This window comes from Okeania sp. SIO3B5 (genome assembly GCF_010692555.1).
Classification (GTDB): domain Bacteria; phylum Cyanobacteriota; class Cyanobacteriia; order Cyanobacteriales; family Microcoleaceae; genus Okeania.
The window spans coordinates 1-15,303 of record NZ_JAAHHG010000225.1; the positions used below are offsets into that span (position 1 = coordinate 1).

Below are 15,303 nucleotides of genomic sequence, written 5' to 3' on the forward strand. Positions count from 1 at the left end.
TATCATAGATATTGTTTGATTGACTAATTTCACTCACTTAACTATTTCGGAGTACATAACAAGATGCAATACAAATTATTAGGAAAAAGTGGACTCAGAGTATCCGAGCTATGCTTGGGCACAATGACATTTGGCGAAGACTGGGGTTGGGGTTCTTCTCAAGAAGAAAGTCAAAGAATTTATCAAGTCTTCCGTGAAGCTGGCGGTAATTTTATTGATACTGCTAATATTTACACCAACGGTACAAGTGAGAAATTTCTCGGTGAGTTTATTGCCGACAAAAGAGAAGCAGTTGTTTTAGCCACTAAATATACCAATGGTTTTGGCGATAATAATCCAAATGGTGGCGGAAACCAACGCAAAAATATGGTGCAGTCGGTAGAAGCTAGTCTCAAACGTCTTAATACTGACTATATCGATGTTTTATGGTTGCACGCCTGGGATTTTATGACCCCACCGGAGGAAGTAATGCGGGCATTTGACGATTTAGTTAGAGCAGGAAAAGTATTATACATTGGTATTTCCGATGCTCCTGCTTGGGTTGTTTCTCAATGCAATACTTTGGCTGAATTACGGGGTTGGACACAATTTATTGGTTTACAAATTGAGTATAGTCTGATTCAACGAACTCCAGAAAGAGAACTTTTGCCGATGGCTAATACTTTGGATATTGGAGTAACTGCGTGGTCGCCTCTAGCTAGTGGTTGGTTGACTGGGAAATATACCAAAGCTAACGCAGTAGAAGAAGAGCGCAGACTAGACAATGAAATGATGAAAGATTTTGTGAATCAGAGCGGTCGCAATTTGAGTATTGCCCAAGAAGTAGATAAAGTTGCAGAAGAAATAGGAAAAAGTTCGTCACAAGTTGCTTTAAGTTGGTTATTAAATAAAGGTGTAATTCCTATAATTGGAGCTAGAAAAGTTTCTCATATTGAATCCCCACGGTATTTGTTCGAGGCCAATGATAGCCACAATTGTTACACCAATATTCACAATGCCCTTTTGTAATATCAGTACTTTGGCATTTTGGGCATTGCAAAGGCTTAAAAGAATCACAAATCCTCATCTGAAATATACCTTTTAGTATGAGGTCGATATTCCATGTGTTCTGCTAAATAACTTTCAATATCACCAATATAAGTGCAATGATCATTCATGTGTCGAAGAATACTTTTGTCTTTTCTCCTCACAACATCGCCTAAATTATTGATATCTTGACGATTCCTTTCAATTTTGTTTTCTATCTTCCCAATGTATCTAAAAACTCCCCAACTGCCAACAATTACGGCTATAAAAGTAGATATCATACCAATAGTGACAACTGTTTCAGGAGCCATTCTTGCCAACCTTTGTTAATAATATTTTTTAAAATTAATTTTTTAAGAAAATAATTTCCAGATATTTTCTCTTTGATTCCAATTACTAATTTAAAAAACTTAATTTTATTGTGGTTTAATGTATTCCCAAATATACAAAGTTATTTCACTCATTCTCGTAGGGATAATAAACTTTAAAAAATAGCTAACCTCAGTAGGCAGTTGAATTAAAGTTTTATTATTAATTTTGAGATTTTGGTTGTAGGCAATAACATTACTGTCAATATTTGGAATGTTTATTAAGACCTCTAAATATGCACCTAGCCACCAATAGCTAGGAACAGTGGGATTAAAAGGTTGCACTACAACATTAGGAGTTTGAAAAGTAATAGGAATTATGATTGGGTCAATAGGATAATACTGGTTTGGCGCTTTATAAACAGCTTCATATTTTTGATAAAAACTTAAAGCCCAATTTTCACTATTAACTATTGCTTGGTCGATCATTAACCTCGTTTAATTGATGCTATAACATCATTTTTCCCTAAAATAAGACTAGCCCTACCATTAGTTCCTAAAACTGAAGCCAAAGGTCCTTCAGGTGTGGTTTGTTTAAATTGTGCAAGAAACCAATCATAGACGTCGTCAAAACTTGGAGTTCCTGTTAATGCTGGATTAAACCCAAAAGGGATTAATCGGTGAGATTGTCCGTCACTTTCTTCGCTGTAATCTTTTATCCAACTCGTACCCCATGCTGTTGTTTGCCTTGTAGGAGTACCTATGCCATGAACAATTTGAACTCTAGGATATTTATCTGTAGCGTATTTGTTTTTAATTTTTGTAGCAGCGCCAATGTCTGCATCAAGTGGCAAACAGCCAATTTTTGCCAATCCAGCAGCATCAACGTTTCCACAGACTTTTTTAATAGATTCCTTGGTGTCTCGAACTATATAGTACAGTTCTCCTGGCTTTTGAAAAGACGGAACTAACACGTCTATCGTCTCCCCTTGAGGAATATAGGGAGTTTGTGAATTGGGATCTGTTTTTTTAGCAGCTAAAGCTGCTAATCTTGCTTCTTCTTGAGCAATTTTTTCTTTTAAATATACTGAATCTTTGGTTTGTGCCATTTTGTTTTTTTAACTTTACTATTCTAAGGTTTTACTATCAATAACAGAGTCCGCTGGTCCCAAAAAGTAAATAGCGCATGGTTTAGCAGTGGAAACAACCTCGTTATCTATTGTCTTCCAAAGTAAATTTATATCCTTTATGCTGGAACCACCTACAGGAAGTTGACGACTCTTTTGACCAGCTATTTCATTGTTGTAATCAACTACCCTGGTTCCCCAAGGTGTAAGCTTGGCTACGGCAGTAGCTCGTTTGTGTACGACCTTAATGCTGCAATAGTGGTTGGCAAATCCTCGTTGATAAGCAAAAGCTTTATTTGATGGCAAACTTAATGTTCCACCAATACTCGTTAAATTAATTTCTTCCGCTCCCCCTAAAATTTGAACTAGGCTTGCTTCAGGAACTGATACTTTTATATACAATTCATCTGGGTCAGTAATGGAAGGCACGTAATATTGAATCATTTCGCCTTTACCTTGGTAAGCCGTAGTAGCGCCTTGTTCAATTTTTTCCTTTAAAGCTTGCTGTTTATATTCTTCTCTTGCTTCAGCTACGGCTAATTGCCGTTTTAACCTCATAAGTTTGGTTGATAATTTAGCCATTTATTTTTGCTTATTGACTATCTTCTATTTTTACCTCAAAAATTGCTGGGTTTTACACTAGGAAGGTTAACCTTCCTGAGCTAATTTTTGCGAATTTACAAGATTAGGCAAAATTTCTCCTTTGTCACTGACCAAAGTAATTATTTGTGGCCAATTTTGTAGAAAAATTGTAGCGTATTGGAATTTAACATCTGCTATAGGTCTATAGCGAGGTTCCTTGACTTCCTCTCCTAACACATTGATTTTTTTTGGGATAATGGGATAATTTTTTTCTGGTTCTTCTGGCAAATTATTTGTGAAGTATTTAGAGTTATATGCGTGACCTTGAATTGCCAAAACTTTATTCACAATTTCTTTAGCGACAATTTTATTTCTACACAATAATTGAAGTTGATAACCCTGCGCCCACATAGTATATGGGTACATGTTTTTTCCCTTTTTCCACACATAGCCACCATTGTTCCAAAAAGAAGATTTAATTTTAGTAGCTAATTCTGATAAGTCAGCTTTGGTGATTTTGGGTAAAGGTGACTCTCGAGAATCAGATTTGTCCATAATTCTGAATCCAATTTCTCCAGCAACAGGAGAATAACCAGGTTCTACATCTGCCATATCTTCCAGGAAGTACATAAATACCCTGGGCTGAGTACGACGCATTATTTTATCTGGCGGAATATGAAGGAAATTATTTCCAGGACTTAACGGTTCTTTAATTTCCTCTAACAACTGTTTTCTCAACTCAGTATAAGTTCCCGTTAAAATCTTTGAATCATTCTCAATTTCCCGGTCTTTCCAAAACCGAATTACCATATAACCTTTTAACCTAGCTTGTTCCTTAGTAAGTAAATTTAACTTTTTAGGTCTATTAGCTACTTCCCTTCCCCAAGGCTTAAACTTACTCGCTGCTGGTTTCTTAGTCGAAGGCAAGTTTTTCTGGAACTCATACTCAAAATCTTCAAACCATTTCTCAAAATTAATGGTAAATCCCAGGCGATCGCCAAGCATATCATGGCCAGCTTTCAAAAGGCTTGACTGTAGGATGATTGACCATTCTGGGCCAGCTAGATAATACCTCTGTTTTTGGTCTAAATCTTTATTAGATGTATATTCATAAAGCTCCCAAGTAGTCCGGTCATTAATATCCTGACTACTGCCTAAATTACCAGCAATCGTAGTTTTTCTAATATGTTTGAGGGAATTTAGTATTTGTCTTTCCCAAGTCTCTTGATTGACCATATTCTTTAATAAGCAACTATTTCAATAGAATCGCTAAAACCTTGCCACAACCCAGACAGCAAACCTTCCGTAGCAGCTCTTAATCGTTTGTCATCGATTTTCTCTACCTGAGTATTGACTCCATCCTCCAAACTCCAAGGTTCCTTTCCATCGTCCCCCCAAGTAGCGATCGCTTTATCTAATCCTGGTACAAGTTTTCTGATAACTTTTGGCGATTTTTTCCACAATTTTTTAATTGCCTGTCGCCCGTGCAGGAAAGCATATTTAATCGCAATAGTTAACCCAGTTTGGATACCTTGAAATGCAAAGTTACTTACATTCTGCAATAATTCTTGCCTAATCTCTGGCTTTAATTCCCAGAGTAAAGCCATAGTATCTATATTTATCTGTACTTTTGGTGGAGAGCTTAATCCTCCCACAGCCATCGTTGCTATCTGCCTCCCAATAAATTCTCCCGCTGGCCCGTAAAGATTATCAATAGCAGCCTCAATGTCTTTCATGATTTGTTTGTCAGATATTTGCAGGTTGAAATCGTAGATAGTTTCAGCAGTAGTTAAAATACCAGAAGCTAATCCCCCTAAAGTTGCACCAGCAACCAACCCCCCGCCAACACCTAAACTACCTACAGCTGTACCAACCCCACCAGCAACCCACCCCACAGCAGCACCACCAACAATTAAAAGTACTCCTGCTGCTAATCCTGTGGCAATAGTTCCCGCTGCTGCTGCTAGCGGGTCTTCTTTTGCCCATTGGTTGAATATTTTACCAAATGTACCTTTTTGGATGCTTTCTATTACAGCTTTGCCACCTTCTACTACTTTATTTAAAAAGTTTCCAGCACTAGCTATTGGTCGTTTCAACCAATTAACTAAAGGACTACCTACTTCTTTCAACCAATTAATATCTACCGATTCTTCGCTAGTAACAGCGCTGCTCAAAGTTTCTATCAAGATAGATACCATTATTTCTTCCCTTTGTTGTTATTTTTATTGTTTTTGCCAAACTCTTTACCTCCTGGTACTTCAATTTCTATATTTTTACTGCGAGAAACTTTCTTTAATTCTGGTTGCTGGTCTTTGTCTATGTCGGGCTTGTTTTTAGCTGTTGTAGAAGTTTTACTAAAATTAGTTTTAATATTATCTGCATATTGCTTCAAATCTTCCTTGTCTTTTCCTAAAGCATCAATAAACCTCTGAATTAGCAACTCATTCTTGCCCATATTATGAACAATTCGACCCTTTAATTTCGCTTCTAAGTAATCAGCAATTGCTTGTACTTTTTGCTCATCAGTCTTAGGATTAGAAGTCTGATTAGCATTAGATAAATCAGGTTTTCCATAAGGCTTTATTTTATGATTTTTAAATGCCATAATTTATTTTTTCAACCATGTTAATACATTGGACTCTATCCCAATCCAAGCTGTTTCAGATAAATGTCCAAATTTGTCTGTATAATCATCTTCTTTAGCATTATTCAAAGGAGATATATCTACTACTTTTTCAAACTGCTCTAATACCTTCATTGCTTTGTTTGGTATATTTAATATTTTATCGTAGTAATGAGCAGCCAAAGGCAATAACACAATATTGGGATATTCTTGGCAGTAGTAATTAAGCATTTCCACCCAATTATTAAACAATAAATTTATGTTTTCTAGTGATAAACTTTTCCAGAAATCTTTACCGTAAAATCCTTTAGATTCTGGCATTAAATGATAAGGGATTAACCTCTCACTGACAACATTGACTTGGAGTTTTTTAATGGCTTCAATAACTTTACACCCCATAAGAGGATACCCACAACTGAAAAAAATAATGTCATATCTTTGAAAATGATTAAGCAATCTCTTGACAGCAACATCGTTGATAGGTAAGCCAGGTACACTAGCCCTGGCAACGTCTTGGATATATACAGACTTGCCAACAAATCCGTCTCCTATAAAACAGTAGTTTTTTTGTTGATTAATCGTTTCCATTATTGTTAAGTTGATTATCAGTTAATTGTTCAATTAAATTTGGTTCTTCATCATTGTATACTTCTGCGAAATAAGGTTGTGAAGAGTTTTGCATAAACTTGGGTAATAAAGTTTCCATGGGTTCAGTGGTATTTAATTCTTGCTCCTCAACCTCTACAGCCCCCTTGCCTCCTTTTTTCTTGACTTTTTGAACTTTATAAAGAGCTTTTATGTTAAAAGGCAATAGCAGTCCTACCATCCTCATCTTCTATAATTCTCCCCGCAGGATTTATAAAGTCCCTGTAAATATAGATAAAATATAAGGGAGTTTTGACAACACTTACTGTTTTTCTATTAAAAGCTAGCCCTAACAAATAATATCCCGTATCCCATAAGTTACCCGGCGGATCGTCAGAGGAACTTTGCCCCCCTTCTTCTCCTGGATCGTCTTCCAAAGGCTGGTCTTGCTTGTCCTCTTCCTGCTCTTTCTCATCTTCACAATTAGGAATTCTTCGTGTTTCTGTTTTTACCAAAGCTCCAGCAATGCGATACTCTAAAGTTACCGTACACCCATCACGTTCTCCTGAAATTTCGTATAAATCAAAAGCATAGCTAACGGTTGAGTTATTTGGCTCTCCCAAGTCATACTCAACTGCTGCAATTCCAATTCCTAAGCTAATAACAAGAGTGTCTCCAGAAAAAGTGACGCTGGCTCCTATTCCTGCTTTTTCCCATCCAAGCGTGACTTCTCGCAGTTCGGATTCAATGTTTTCAGATATTCCTTTCCCCTGATTTTTTCTCCCTTTTCTCCCTTTTTTGCCCTTTGCCATAAAATATTAGCTTCTCAGCAACATTCTGTTTTTTTTAAACTAATTAGTTGTTAGCCATAAAATTCTTGGAAAGTAATATTGCCATTACTTGATTCTCTGATACCGTATAAAGACAATCCTATATAGTACTTAGTCGCTCCCATTATCCAATTGTGACTATTCCCTCCACTCCAGGCAGCCTTATCAAATTCAATTGACAAACTTTCACCAGGTTCTAGAAAAGGACTATTAAGACTAACCGCTGATGCAGAGTTAGAAAATTGAAAATGTAGTCTAGAGCTGGCATTGTTACAGACGAATAATATTTTTCTGTTGTTTCTAGAGGTTAAAATTCTTGTAGCTGTTGTGCCTACATTTTCACTCCCTGAATTTTCCCGTAATGATTCAGTATTTTCCTCTTCAAAATAACTAATTACTCCAGAGTAACCACCATTTATTTCTGCAATGTCAATTCCTGAAAAACTACCATCAAAAGAAACACCTACTTGATATCTAATATCTGAGTACAGTATTTCCGAATCTCTAAGCAAATAGGGGTCAAACAAATTAAGATAGCCATATTGGCCTAAATTGTATAGATACTCTGATGCTTTAGGAAAACCCCAATTTTCAGAACCCCATTTTGTATGCAGCTTTTTCACAAGAAACAATGGAAAAGTTGATTCTGCCAATTCAAAATGCAACAAACATGGATATTCCGCTAATTTTATCCGCAGAACATGAGTGGAGGAACCTTGGCGATGGAAGCGTAATTGAATGGTTAGAACCTTTTGTTGCGTCATGGAAAGCAGCCTCAAATGAAGTTCACTTTAAGTATCCGAAGGGTCAATATGCAACAGTATTTGGCAATACTTTGGAATGGGATATTAATGTAAATTTCCAAGGATTGGTAAATCTGACACAAGAAGAAATTGAAGCACTTACAGCAAGTCAAGTAAGTATTTAAAAGGTTGTCTGTTATGGTGTCTAGTAATTACTAGACACTAAACCAGTGATTATTAATATTTGATAATAATAATCACTCAACTTTTAGGGAAAGGAGAGTAGTAAGAGTAAACATTTTATCAACTGCCGCTAAACTAGATTTGTATATTTTGGCGAGGTAGGAGGATTGTCTGGTAAGTTCTGGAATTTTATTCATACCTAAATATTTATCTTCAACCCATAAATCCACAAACTCAGCTTCCTTTGGTTGTCCAGACTCATATTTTACAACTCCCGACAGAAGGCTGGCAGCACTTCGAGCTGCTGAATACACGTCATTATTGGCTGCTATGTAGATTAATTTGCGGATATCGTCTGGTTCCCAAGTTGCTAACACACACTCCAAAACTTCGCTGGCAATTTGCTGCCCATAAATTCTATGGCTATGGTTGTCGTAGATTCCTGCGATTTTTTCAAATGACTGGTTGTGGTTATTTTCTAGAGTTTTTTTGATGCACGTTTTATACAGGTTCTCGCATTCCTGTCTCACCCTTACTTGATAAGGTTGGCTATTGCAAAGCTTTTCAACATGTTCGTCAAACCACACCATCAACCTGTCTTCCTGGGGGTACTCATAGTTTTCTAATTTAGGAGAATTGTCTAAGATTGCAGATGAGAGAATTAATTCCCAAAGGTAAGGTTTCAAGAGGCTTAAGCGGAGAGTCCTAGCCACATCGTTAGCCATGTCCTTTTTAGACTCATAATATTTATTCATTCTCTGACATTCATCCAATGCGATCGCGTCAATTTTTTCAGAATGTTTCCAGATAGGGCCAACCGGGACAATTCTTCCCCACCGAGGAGTAATTTTTTTTGAGTCTTCTACGAAAACTTCCTTCTTGGAGAATGGACACACACAAAGTAATTCTTTATAACTATCTCGGTGTGCTTCATCAGCACTTATTAATTGACCACCCAATAATAATGATTCAGCGTACTTCATCAACCATACTCCCTAATAAATATTCTTTGATTTGATTAATCGGATAATTTTCTTGAATTAAATGTTCAATTTCTGGTAACTTTCCTGCGGAAATTTCTGTTTTATCTACCAACTATTTGCAAATATGATGGCAATAATAAATAGTATCTGAGCCATCCTTTGCTTTTCTATGGTCTATCCAACCACTAGCAGAAATTGTGTTTTTTGCACCTCTAGGTCTACCAGGCTTTTTCTTTAGTTTAGTCGTGGGAGGAAATATTAGTTTTTCTTGTGATTGTGTTGTTTGCAATATTTCCTCCCGTGGTGCTGCAATATTTCCTCCCGCGATTTTAGGGCGGTTTTTAGTAATAAATTCTTGCTCTAATTTTAGGATGGTATTTTTGTTAGGTTTAGTGATGGGGATGATAGTACCTAGTAGTGCGGATAGCTTTGACTCCATGACTCTTTCTCTTTCTAAAAAGCGGTATAGTTGGTCGTCTGATTATTCTACTGTACCGATTTTTCTGCGAGATTTTTTGAGCTGTTCTTTATGAAGTTTGATGTGAGTTTTTAACTTTAATACCCTACTTGCTGATAGGGAGATTTGCTCTGAGATGGGTAAAATATCACATCTTTTACTATTGGGTTTATCTACCCACACTATCATTCCTTCCCCCTTGGTTCTCCAGTAGGGGAATGGCAGGGGAACTAATTCTAGCTCCTCGATGCTGATGAGTTGTTCGGGGGGACCGGGGAAGTAGGCTAGGTGTAGGTGTTGGTGGTAATGGTTGAGTTGGAATATTTTCCCACTAAATTCCCCGGTGGTTATTTTGACGAATTGTTGATGTAGGATTTTCATTGCATAAAAATTACCGACCGCATTGCTGCGATCGGCACCCTGGATTTACTTTTCTTCTGTGGGAGCTTGAACAAGGTCGTTTTTTATGAGCCTTAAAAGCTCAATTTCATTGTCGCACTTGTCTACTTGCGCGTTGTACCAGGCTAGACAGTCTTTAGCTTCTTTTTTCCGGTCTTCCCAAGAGTCAATTAAGCGATCGAGAATTTTCCCAAATGCTCCACAGACGAAAGGTTTAATGGAATCTCCCCCCTGCCAATTTTTTCCATCAAGTCCGACCGACTTAACCCCAGGCTGGTTGCTTGGTTCATCAACCCCTGTGCTGCTGTTGAAGTCATCCTCACTGTTACTGAAGTGTCCTTCATTTCTCCGTGTTCTCTGTGTTTTGCTTTTTTCATTTTCGATATTCATGCAATTTTATCCTTTAGTGTAGCAATTTGTAATGCAAATATTATAACGCAGATATTGACATGAGAAAATATCTGCATTACAATGATGTGATAAATAAAAAACGGGCTTAACAGCTCGGACAAACAAAAGGAGGTGATGCCTAACCGGAGCGTCCAAACGGTTAATTCCTATCTACTAACTGACATAGCCGTCATTTTCTCAATAAATAATTAATGGTTTTTTTCCGGGGTGAGGCTTTTATCTCCTAAATTCACCCCTTACTTAGTAACCTGACTTTTTCTTACTTTTTTATGATTGGAAATCTGTGTGACCACAAATTCGAGATTCCTTTTAACGACCCGGAACTTCCCAACTGGGCCGACAGCTATCTAGACAAATTTTGTGACCTGTTTTGGAACAATACCTGGAGAGAAGGCAGTGATGCGATCGCCACTCTGGAAATAGATATGCTGGCTGATAGATATGCCTATATCAAAGAGGGCATGGCTTTGAGAGCTTTTCAACTCTATAAACTGTATGAAAATTTAGGCTTCAAAACCTTCAAACAATACTGTGTTAAAGGACTAAAAAAATCAGTCCATTACGTCAAACAAGTCATTAAAGCTGCTCAAACATCTTGGAGGCTGATGTTGGAAGGATTTACCGAACTGCCAGACAACGTATCTCAAGCTACAAGATTAGCTAGTTCTGCCAGACAAGTCAGCGAGGAAGCTGATGAAACTACGAACTGCTGGCAGGAAGTATTGGACAAGGCAAAGCATTTATCCCAACCCATCACAGCAAGTTACATAGAAAATACTATTGTTGGGGAAACTACAGCCCCTTTAGGCTCAATAAAACTACCTAGAGAACTTTTGGACAAAGTGAAGGTTCAGGCTAGAGAGAGGGGAATAAAGCCAGAAGAGTTGCTCAAAGAAATTGTGGAAGGTTTTTTGCAGCCAAAAGACGACTCTGGCCCGGATACCGAAACAGCAGCCGAGCCAGAGTCTGAAAAAACTAAAAAAGTTTGTTTGTCAAACACACCAGAGATTAAAGCTTGGGAAGAAGACCTAGAGGCTTTAGTCCAGGAAAAATATGTTAATGAGTTTAATTATGACACAACCACAGACAGTTCATCAATACCGGAAGTTTTTCACCCAACTGGGGATATCTCACCTGGAGATAAAGGCCAAGTACGGCGACCTCCGACTTAGGGATACTTGGGAGAAGGCTTACTCCGAATATACTTATGAGAAATTGCCCATCATTCAGGCGATCGCACAAGTGGAAAGGCCACAACCACAACCACAACCAAGACCACGGCCAAAACCAAAATTACCAGCGACGGTCAATGTTGCTGCGGTCTTGGCCAAATTAAAAGAAAGTTCCAGCACTTTAGACTTGGTTGGTGATGGAAATATTTCAGCAGTAGTTCAAAGTGCTGGAAAAGTTTTGTATGAAAAATTAGTGGTTAATTTGGGAGTTGGTGATTTCCAACACTTAAGATTTAAACCTATCTATTGCCAAGTTTATAAACAGCCTGCCACTGCCAGTAGTCCAGAACGAAGGGCGTTGGTAGTTAGTCCTATACCGATAGTCAGCAAATTGGCCTTTGGCAGATGTTGCGATCGCAACAATTTTGTGAGTATTTGTCGGGAGCGATCGCCTCCTGGGTAGTTTCCCCCAAACAGTTGAACGCTTTTAATTAATTACCATCAGAGGTTCATCATGCAAAACCTTCAAGTTTCGCGTCAGTTTGTGCTGCAAAAGTTAGCAAAAGTACCAATTATTTCTGTGCAAATTTCTGCTTTGGATATGTTTGTTATTTGCCAAGCTTTGTTACTTTGGTTGAATTTTTATCCAGGCAATGAAATGGCTAATAAGTTGTTAAAGAAACTACGAAGTAATCTGTCTAATTTACTGCCAAAATATCGAAAATAAGTTACATCGTTATTAATTTACGGAGCATCTAGAACTTATGCAAAAAATGAAGCAAAGGATTCAATATAATCACAAATGTGATGATGACTCTCTTCTAAGTTCTGAAGTGGAATTTTCCTACGAAGTTGGTCGCGTACCTGCCTTTGAAATAGACGTAGCAAAGATAAACATTGCTCAAGCTATTTCTGCTGGCCGTCCTGATATTTACAAAAAAGCTTTGTTTCATATGGGTGTTCAATATTCTATCCCAGAGTTAAGAGAAAAAACACAAAGATTCCAAAAACTCTGCGGACAAATAGATAGACTTAAATTCAAAATAACTCAGAAAGAAGAAGCTTTGAAATTTTTGTTTGGAGCAGAAGATAAACTGGATACTTTGATAGAAAAAATGAAAACTACTGGAATTTTTCCAGAGTTTTGCAACTTCTTAGAAGCTTTTACTATGATAAAAGGAAGTGAAGATTTAAAAGAGGAAAAAGAACAGTTATCTCATTTAAAACTTCCAATGGTTTTTCCCTCAGAAGGGGAAGCGGAAGATAAAAGCGACCAAAAAGAAACAGATACTAATTAGTTACTTCTGATTTATTAATTGGCCTATTTGCTTAATCTATGTGTCTAGCAAGCTCTCTACTAGACACTAGACAGCTCACTAGACATCTTTAACTAACACAGGGATTTAAAAAGATAACTGATGGATGAATTAGACATTCATAATCGTTATGTCTTAAGAATTAACGATTATAGATTTTCTGTTGAATTTAACTTTTGGCTGCCAGAGCCAATTGATTTTGTTGAAGGTAGAATTTGGGAGGTTGAAGATATTTTTAATTTTTCAATTAGGTTTGATAAAATTATTATAGGTGGGTGAATTTTTGATTAATTTTTTATGAAAAGGATCTTTCACACAAAAGCTACTTTTATAAATATTAAACTAAAAAAATCAAAAGGTGTTACCTTTTTAGTGTTTGTATTTACCCAGGAAGAAGAGTTACATTATGTTTATATTAATGCGTCTTATCTGTTAAGTGTTACTTCTTCTCCATGGAAAGATAAAGAACATTTAACGCTAGTATTTGGCAAAAAAGTTTTAGCTCTTAATCATTATGAGTCAATGTGTGACGACAGCGATTTTTTCTACACAGGTAAGAATACTTTTACCATTTCTCTAGCTAAAGGAGAAGCAAATAAAGTTATTGAAAAACTTTTCTTTGATGATGAGCAATAAACCGCCTGATGACTAACTAATTGTTAGGGCACTTTACCAGGGTCGGGTAAAATTGTCTGGGTGAAATTCCCAAGAAACTTTCACGCCTGAAAGTTGCGGTGCGGGGTAGCTCCCCAAGTCGCCTGCTGTGGGTTAAACCGCAGTTGATTAAGTCATTGGCAAGGCATAAACTTTAATATTGAAGTGAACTGTAAAAGTTTTTTTATCTTCATGAGTTTACCTTGCTTTTGGCTTAAGCTGGTAGAGGCTTTAAGAGTGAATTGAATTAATCATTTTCGGGTGATTCCTGAGCTATTGATGCCAGTTTGAAACAGCTAAAACCCAAGATAAACAGAACCTTGAAAATTTAATATGAGAATAATTGGTGGGGATGTTTGTAAAAGTTCTCTGGTTTGTTGGGAATTGGTGGAACAACCAGGAAAGCTCAAGCAAATATTTAGTAATGAAAAGCGTAAATTTTCAAAATCTAAACCAGACCCCTTGACTTTTCATGCCAATAAATCTAGTTTAGCAGATTTTGAAGCTTACTTACTTGGCGATCGCGAGCTGGCTAAGGCAAAAGTTAAGGCTGATTGTTTGGTCTTGGAACCTACGGGAATTCATTACGCCAAAGTTTGGGCGATCGTTGCTGAGTATGTAGGAATTGAGGTTCGGTGGGTTGGTCACCAAGAGTCGGTTTTTACCCGACGGTCTGAACGACTGCCTAACAAAAATGACCAAGCTGATGCACTGGCTTTGGCTGCTTATGCCTGGAAACATTGGGAGCAACCAGAATATTTTTTGGATTTCCAGCCTGACCCGATTGCTGAGATTAGAAGTGTGTATTATCAGATGAATTCTTTGATTAGAGTTCAATCACCTCTGATAAATAGGATTAGACAACAGTTGGCTGAGGAATTTCCTGAAGCTGCAATTGCCAATTTAGAAACTTCTAAGAAAGATGGCTTGCAATCATTGTTTGTTTGGTTGTCTGATTATCCTAGAAAAATTGTCAGGCAGAGCAAGACTTGGAAAAATCGACACAGCAAAAGCTGTTTGCTGAAATATGATGTAGAGATTTCTCAGTTTACTAAAGACTTTAGTTGGTTACTTTGCCGGGTGCATGAGTTAGAGTTTAATTACTGTTCAAAGTTAATTAAGTTAGTTAATAGTGAAGTTTTCAAGAACTATAATTTAGTCTTTGACCAATTTAATTTTAACTACAAGCTCCGGACTATTATCTTAATCCAAATTTATCCACTTACTAGATTTTTCAGTCGGGCTGCTTTTAAAAGACGACTAGGATTGGGGAAAGACCAGTATCAATCTGGAGATGTTCAGTATTTTAGAAATTCTGGCAGTTCTGAGGCTAGGAGTCAGTTGTTGCTGTGGTGTCGGCAATGTATTGTTTATCCTCCGCGTCGCTCAACCTTTCCAGTTGGTAAGGAGTTAGGTGCTAAGTATGATGAGTTGCTGGCCAAATATTCTAGTGATGGAAACTTGGGGAAGATTCAGGCCATTACTAAATACTTTGATAAGCAGATTGAAGCGATCGCGCTTATTGAAGGCTCAATGGCTGAAACTCCTAACAGTCCGGCACTTTTACAGATTAAGGCTGTTAAGTTAGCGACAATTCAGAGCAAAGAAGCTTTAATTTTGGCTGCTCAGTCTGGAGTTAATGTAGAATTGCCTAATACTGAAACTTCTGAGAAAGCCAAAGGATTTAAAACTTTAATTGCTTTTAAGGTTATCTCCCTAGCCCTTAGAAGATTATGGCCAATGCTTAAGAAGGCCAATTGTACTTAAAAGGCGATCGTTACAATTGTCCCCGATAGTTTAGGAGATAAGTAAAATTTTGTCTCCTTTTTTCCTCAGAGTGAAGATAATATTCAATGTGTGGATGTGGAATTATCAGCACAGCAAATTCAGCAACTTGAGAAAGT

At 37.3% G+C, this 15,303-nt stretch carries 25 protein-coding genes; 9 read left to right on the forward strand and 16 right to left on the reverse strand.

Annotated features, from left to right (window positions below; all coding sequences use genetic code 11):
- The first annotated feature begins 63 nt into the window (after window positions 1–63).
- Window positions 64–1,008, forward strand: a complete 945-nt coding sequence (locus F6K54_RS24910; protein ID WP_293083376.1) for an aldo/keto reductase — start codon at window positions 64–66, stop codon at window positions 1,006–1,008.
- Between the two features lie 44 nt (window positions 1,009–1,052).
- Here the strand turns inward: F6K54_RS24910 and F6K54_RS24915 are convergent, their stop codons facing one another.
- The 11 genes from F6K54_RS24915 to F6K54_RS24965 form a co-directional block, all read right to left on the reverse strand.
- Window positions 1,053–1,337 (reverse strand): hypothetical protein, encoded by a 285-nt coding sequence (locus tag F6K54_RS24915; RefSeq protein ID WP_293083379.1) that lies wholly within the window; start codon window positions 1,335–1,337, stop codon window positions 1,053–1,055.
- A 105-nt stretch (window positions 1,338–1,442) separates the two neighbouring features.
- Window positions 1,443–1,823 (reverse strand): hypothetical protein, encoded by a 381-nt coding sequence (locus F6K54_RS24920; RefSeq protein ID WP_293083382.1) that lies wholly within the window; start codon window positions 1,821–1,823, stop codon window positions 1,443–1,445.
- The gene (locus F6K54_RS24925; RefSeq protein WP_293083385.1) at window positions 1,823–2,443 is read right to left on the reverse strand and encodes a hypothetical protein; all 621 of its coding nucleotides are present in this window, start codon (window positions 2,441–2,443) and stop codon (window positions 1,823–1,825) included. Before F6K54_RS24925 ends, F6K54_RS24920 begins: the two co-directional genes overlap by 1 nt.
- An 18-nt stretch (window positions 2,444–2,461) precedes the next feature.
- Complete coding sequence (locus F6K54_RS24930; RefSeq protein WP_293083388.1) at window positions 2,462–3,043, reverse strand: hypothetical protein; 582 nt, start codon at window positions 3,041–3,043, stop codon at window positions 2,462–2,464.
- A 66-nt stretch (window positions 3,044–3,109) separates the two neighbouring features.
- Window positions 3,110–4,279, reverse strand: coding sequence for a hypothetical protein (locus F6K54_RS24935; protein ID WP_293083390.1), 1,170 nt, complete (start codon window positions 4,277–4,279; stop codon window positions 3,110–3,112).
- A gap of 5 nt (window positions 4,280–4,284) precedes the next feature.
- Window positions 4,285–5,241, reverse strand: coding sequence for a hypothetical protein (locus F6K54_RS24940; protein WP_293083392.1), 957 nt, complete (start codon window positions 5,239–5,241; stop codon window positions 4,285–4,287).
- On the reverse strand, window positions 5,241–5,648 hold the full coding sequence (locus tag F6K54_RS24945; protein WP_293083395.1) for a hypothetical protein: 408 nt from the start codon (window positions 5,646–5,648) through the stop codon (window positions 5,241–5,243). The genes F6K54_RS24940 and F6K54_RS24945 overlap by 1 nt, the downstream gene beginning before the upstream one ends.
- Before the next feature lie 3 nt (window positions 5,649–5,651).
- The gene (locus F6K54_RS24950) at window positions 5,652–6,254 is read right to left on the reverse strand and encodes a hypothetical protein (protein ID WP_293083398.1); all 603 of its coding nucleotides are present in this window, start codon (window positions 6,252–6,254) and stop codon (window positions 5,652–5,654) included.
- The gene (locus tag F6K54_RS24955) at window positions 6,241–6,477 is read right to left on the reverse strand and encodes a hypothetical protein (protein ID WP_293083401.1); all 237 of its coding nucleotides are present in this window, start codon (window positions 6,475–6,477) and stop codon (window positions 6,241–6,243) included. The genes F6K54_RS24950 and F6K54_RS24955 overlap by 14 nt, the downstream gene beginning before the upstream one ends.
- A complete protein-coding gene (locus F6K54_RS24960; RefSeq protein ID WP_293083404.1) occupies window positions 6,467–7,063 on the reverse strand; it encodes a hypothetical protein in 597 nt (198 codons plus the stop codon). The genes F6K54_RS24955 and F6K54_RS24960 overlap by 11 nt, the downstream gene beginning before the upstream one ends.
- 50 nt (window positions 7,064–7,113) lie before the next feature.
- Window positions 7,114–7,704, reverse strand: a complete 591-nt coding sequence (locus F6K54_RS24965; RefSeq protein ID WP_293083407.1) for a hypothetical protein — start codon at window positions 7,702–7,704, stop codon at window positions 7,114–7,116.
- 8 nt (window positions 7,705–7,712) lie between these two features.
- On the opposite strand from F6K54_RS24965, the gene F6K54_RS24970 reads away from it, so the two are divergent.
- Complete coding sequence (locus F6K54_RS24970) at window positions 7,713–8,009, forward strand: hypothetical protein (RefSeq protein ID WP_293083410.1); 297 nt, start codon at window positions 7,713–7,715, stop codon at window positions 8,007–8,009.
- A gap of 72 nt (window positions 8,010–8,081) precedes the next feature.
- On the opposite strand, the gene F6K54_RS24975 is transcribed toward F6K54_RS24970, so the two are convergent.
- Genes F6K54_RS24975 through F6K54_RS24995 form a run of 5 tightly spaced genes read right to left on the reverse strand, consistent with a single transcriptional unit; the run spans window position 8,082 to window position 10,236 of the window.
- Entirely contained in the window at window positions 8,082–8,990 is a 909-nt protein-coding gene (locus F6K54_RS24975; RefSeq protein ID WP_293083413.1) for a hypothetical protein, read from the reverse strand.
- Entirely contained in the window at window positions 8,977–9,102 is a 126-nt protein-coding gene (locus F6K54_RS24980) for a hypothetical protein (protein ID WP_293083416.1), read from the reverse strand. Before F6K54_RS24980 ends, F6K54_RS24975 begins: the two co-directional genes overlap by 14 nt.
- A complete protein-coding gene (locus F6K54_RS24985) occupies window positions 9,103–9,429 on the reverse strand; it encodes a hypothetical protein (RefSeq protein WP_293083418.1) in 327 nt (108 codons plus the stop codon). It lies immediately after the preceding gene.
- A 42-nt stretch (window positions 9,430–9,471) separates the two neighbouring features.
- On the reverse strand, window positions 9,472–9,828 hold the full coding sequence (locus F6K54_RS24990) for a hypothetical protein (protein ID WP_293083421.1): 357 nt from the start codon (window positions 9,826–9,828) through the stop codon (window positions 9,472–9,474).
- A 45-nt stretch (window positions 9,829–9,873) separates the two neighbouring features.
- A complete protein-coding gene (locus F6K54_RS24995; RefSeq protein ID WP_293083424.1) occupies window positions 9,874–10,236 on the reverse strand; it encodes a hypothetical protein in 363 nt (120 codons plus the stop codon).
- Window positions 10,237–10,526: 290 nt separating this feature from the next.
- Here F6K54_RS24995 and F6K54_RS25000 point away from each other — a divergent pair, with 290 nt between their 5' ends.
- The 7 genes from F6K54_RS25000 to F6K54_RS25030 all read left to right on the forward strand — a co-directional run bounded on the left by F6K54_RS25000 (window position 10,527) and on the right by F6K54_RS25030 (window position 15,166).
- Window positions 10,527–11,429: a hypothetical protein gene (locus F6K54_RS25000; protein WP_293083426.1), complete on the forward strand. Its 903-nt coding sequence runs from the start codon at window positions 10,527–10,529 to the stop codon at window positions 11,427–11,429.
- Window positions 11,430–11,472: 43 nt separating this feature from the next.
- Complete coding sequence (locus F6K54_RS25005) at window positions 11,473–11,892, forward strand: hypothetical protein (RefSeq protein ID WP_293083429.1); 420 nt, start codon at window positions 11,473–11,475, stop codon at window positions 11,890–11,892.
- 51 nt (window positions 11,893–11,943) lie between these two features.
- Window positions 11,944–12,156: a hypothetical protein gene (locus F6K54_RS25010; protein WP_293083432.1), complete on the forward strand. Its 213-nt coding sequence runs from the start codon at window positions 11,944–11,946 to the stop codon at window positions 12,154–12,156.
- A 46-nt stretch (window positions 12,157–12,202) separates the two neighbouring features.
- Window positions 12,203–12,727 (forward strand): hypothetical protein, encoded by a 525-nt coding sequence (locus F6K54_RS25015; protein WP_293083435.1) that lies wholly within the window; start codon window positions 12,203–12,205, stop codon window positions 12,725–12,727.
- Window positions 12,728–12,847: 120 nt separating this feature from the next.
- Window positions 12,848–13,024 (forward strand): hypothetical protein, encoded by a 177-nt coding sequence (locus F6K54_RS25020; protein ID WP_293083438.1) that lies wholly within the window; start codon window positions 12,848–12,850, stop codon window positions 13,022–13,024.
- 93 nt (window positions 13,025–13,117) lie between these two features.
- On the forward strand, window positions 13,118–13,381 hold the full coding sequence (locus tag F6K54_RS25025) for a hypothetical protein (RefSeq protein ID WP_293083440.1): 264 nt from the start codon (window positions 13,118–13,120) through the stop codon (window positions 13,379–13,381).
- Window positions 13,382–13,732: 351 nt separating this feature from the next.
- Window positions 13,733–15,166 (forward strand): transposase, encoded by a 1,434-nt coding sequence (locus tag F6K54_RS25030; RefSeq protein ID WP_293083443.1) that lies wholly within the window; start codon window positions 13,733–13,735, stop codon window positions 15,164–15,166.
- Window positions 15,167–15,303: the final 137 nt, after the last annotated feature.